Raw genomic sequence first — 2,642 nt, 5'->3', positions numbered from 1 at the left:
CAGGCGCTGCGTGAGTTGCGGGCACAGGGGACGACCCCGGACGAGAAAGGCGGCTACACCGTGCCGACGCAGATGCTGAATAAAGTCGTCGAAGCCATGAAAGCCTATGGCGGGATCGCCAGTGTGGCGCAAATCCTCAGCACCTCCACCGGGCAGACCATTGAGTGGTCAACGGCGGATGGCACGGCAGAGGAAGGCGAACTGCTGGGTGAAAACACCGCCGCCAAAGAAGAAGATACCGAGTTCGGCACCGCGTCCCTCGGGGCGAAAAAGCTGTCGTCCAAAATCATCCGTGTTTCCAACGAGCTGTTGCAGGACTCCGGGATTGATATGGAAGCCTATCTGGCGAAACGGATTGCGGAGCGTATCGGTCGCGGTGAGGCCAAGTATCTGGTGAGGGGCACCGGCACGGGCAGTCCCCAGCAACCCAAAGGACTGGCAGCCTCGGTCACCGGCATGGTGGAAGCGGCGGCTAAATTCAGCTGGAAAGACATGAACGCCCTGAAACATGCGATTGACCCGGCCTACCGTAATGCGGGTACCTTCCGCTGGGCCTTCAATGACAGCACGCTGAAAATCATCACTGAGATGGAAGACGGTCAGAACCGCCCACTGTGGTTGCCGGAAATTGCCGGCGTTGTCCCTTCGACGATATTAGGGGTGCCGTATGTTATCGATCAGGCGATTGCCGACATGGGACCGGGCAGTAAGTTTATCTACTGCGGTGACTTCAATCGCTTTATTGTGCGCCGTGTGGCCTACATGACCCTGAAACGACTGGTAGAACGCTATGCCGATTATGATCAGACTGCGTTCCTCGCTTTCCATCGCTTTGACTGCATTCTGGAAGATACCGCCGCGATTAAGGCACTGGTGAGCAAGGGTAGTGCACCGGCGGCTTAACCGGTCAGGCAAACCATCCCGCCGCCTTGTGCGGTTTTTTTTGCGCCTGCGATCCGGTGCGGTCGCGGGCAGACAGGAGGTGCTGTGTCTTTTCCCACACTGGAAATTCTCCGGCAGCAATGCCGTCTCGATGACGATAACACCGCCGAAGATGATCTGCTGCAAACTTATGCCCGTGCCGCCATCAAACGCGCCGAAAGTTACCTGAACCGCCGACTGTATGAAGAAAACGTACCTGCTGATGACCCGGACGGGCTGCTGGTCACCGAAGACGTGACACTGGCGATCATGCTGACCGTGGGCTACTGGTATGAAAACCGCGAGGCACAGGCGTTACCCACCGGCTTTAAGGCTTTATTGGAGCCGTACCGTTTTATTCCGCTATAGGGGCACACTATGAGAGCAGGCGCACTGCGACACCGTATCAAGCTGTTCCGTCCGGTCATTGAGCGGGATGCACTGGGGGCCGAAACGCTTATTCCCCACTATGTGACCACGGTCTGGGCGAAAGCCAAAGCCTTGTCGAACCGCAAAACCCGCACCGCTGACCAACAGCAGGTGATTGAAATACAGGAATTCACCGTCAGACCGCGCAAGGATATTGATATCGACTGGCTGATTGAGCATCAGGGACGGCGGTTTACCGTGCGTGCGGTCGATAACAACCGGCCTGACCGTACGATTATCAGCACTGAAGCCGAGGTTCGTCATGATCGAGCTTGATATTCACGCCGATTTAGAACGCCTCACCCAATTACCGGCTTATCCGCTACTTTTGCCGTCCTCGGTTTCAGAGGGGGTGACCTACCAGCGCATCAGCGATCCGGCCTTTGATACCGGGTTAGCGCCAGCGCGACTGATTGAGGGGCGTTTTCAAATCAGCATCATCACCCAAAACTACACGCAGGCGCTGCAATTGGAAGCCACGCTACATACGGCATGGGAAGCGATACAGCACGGGGCTATCGGTCGCACCCCGGTGCAGTCAGTCACCCGTGGGGCACTGTTGCAGGAGATGGCGGAAGAAACCAACAACCGCAAGCGCTACCGCATTACCCGGGACTTTATCATTGTTTATACGGAGGCTGACCGATGATTAAAACTCACGTATCCGGTCTGGCGGAATTAGGGCGCAAATTGCAGGAATTGGACGTTGCCCTCCAGACAAAGATTCTGCGTCAGGCGGGTAAAGCCGCGATGGAAATTGTGCAGGAAGATATGCAGGCTCACGCTGGGTATGACCCGAAGAGTCAAGGGCCGCACCTGCGGGACAATATCAAAATTCGTTCCACTAAATCCACGAAATACCCGGGCGGGGTGATGATCACCGTTGGCCCGACCAAAGCACACCGGATGAAAGCCTTAGCGCAGGAAATGGGCACGATTAAGCAGGTCCCCAGCCCTTTTATTCGCCCGGCCTTAGATTACAACAAAACCGCCGTGATGAAGGTGCTGGCGCAGGAAATCCGCGCCGCCTTATCCGGTTACAGTAAATAATCCTGATTGGAGTGAATCATGGCAGAGAGAAAATCCTCACCTGAGTATGCCGTGCTGCCTAAAGGCACGATAGTGAAGTTCGGCAAACCCGGTGACAGCGTCGCTCAGATGAAGCCGCTGGAAAACTGTAAAGCACTGGGCGCCACCGGACTCACCGGTAGCTTTATTGACTGCACCACCCTGATGGATACCAATAAGCAGTTTATTTCCGATATGCCGGAAGGGCCGGAGAAGTCACTGGG

Annotated in this window: 5 protein-coding genes and 1 pseudogene; all 6 read left to right on the top strand. The window is 55.9% G+C overall.

Translation table 11 applies throughout. From position 1 onward, the window contains the following. Positions 1–903 (top strand): phage major capsid protein (locus Xsto_RS20320; protein WP_099126264.1); only part of this gene is annotated, 903 nt, incomplete at its 5' end. 84 nt (positions 904–987) lie between these two features. Further along, the gene (locus Xsto_RS20315; protein WP_099126263.1) at positions 988–1,290 is read left to right on the top strand and encodes a head-tail connector protein; all 303 of its coding nucleotides are present in this window, start codon (positions 988–990) and stop codon (positions 1,288–1,290) included. A 9-nt stretch (positions 1,291–1,299) separates the two neighbouring features. Next, complete coding sequence (locus Xsto_RS20310) at positions 1,300–1,626, top strand: phage head closure protein (protein ID WP_099126262.1); 327 nt, start codon at positions 1,300–1,302, stop codon at positions 1,624–1,626. After that, a complete protein-coding gene (locus Xsto_RS20305; protein ID WP_099126261.1) occupies positions 1,613–1,999 on the top strand; it encodes a hypothetical protein in 387 nt (128 codons plus the stop codon). Before Xsto_RS20310 ends, Xsto_RS20305 begins: the two co-directional genes overlap by 14 nt. After that, entirely contained in the window at positions 1,996–2,400 is a 405-nt protein-coding gene (locus Xsto_RS20300) for an HK97-gp10 family putative phage morphogenesis protein (protein ID WP_099126260.1), read from the top strand. The genes Xsto_RS20305 and Xsto_RS20300 overlap by 4 nt, the downstream gene beginning before the upstream one ends. Positions 2,401–2,418: 18 nt before the next feature. Then, positions 2,419–2,642 (top strand): annotated as a pseudogene (locus tag Xsto_RS20295) (phage tail protein); the annotation flags it as partial.

It is taken from the genome of Xenorhabdus stockiae (assembly GCF_002632825.1).
In the GTDB taxonomy this organism is placed as follows: domain Bacteria; phylum Pseudomonadota; class Gammaproteobacteria; order Enterobacterales; family Enterobacteriaceae; genus Xenorhabdus; species Xenorhabdus stockiae.
Note: the sequence above shows the minus strand (reverse complement) of the source record. Positions and strands in the feature narration are given on the sequence as shown.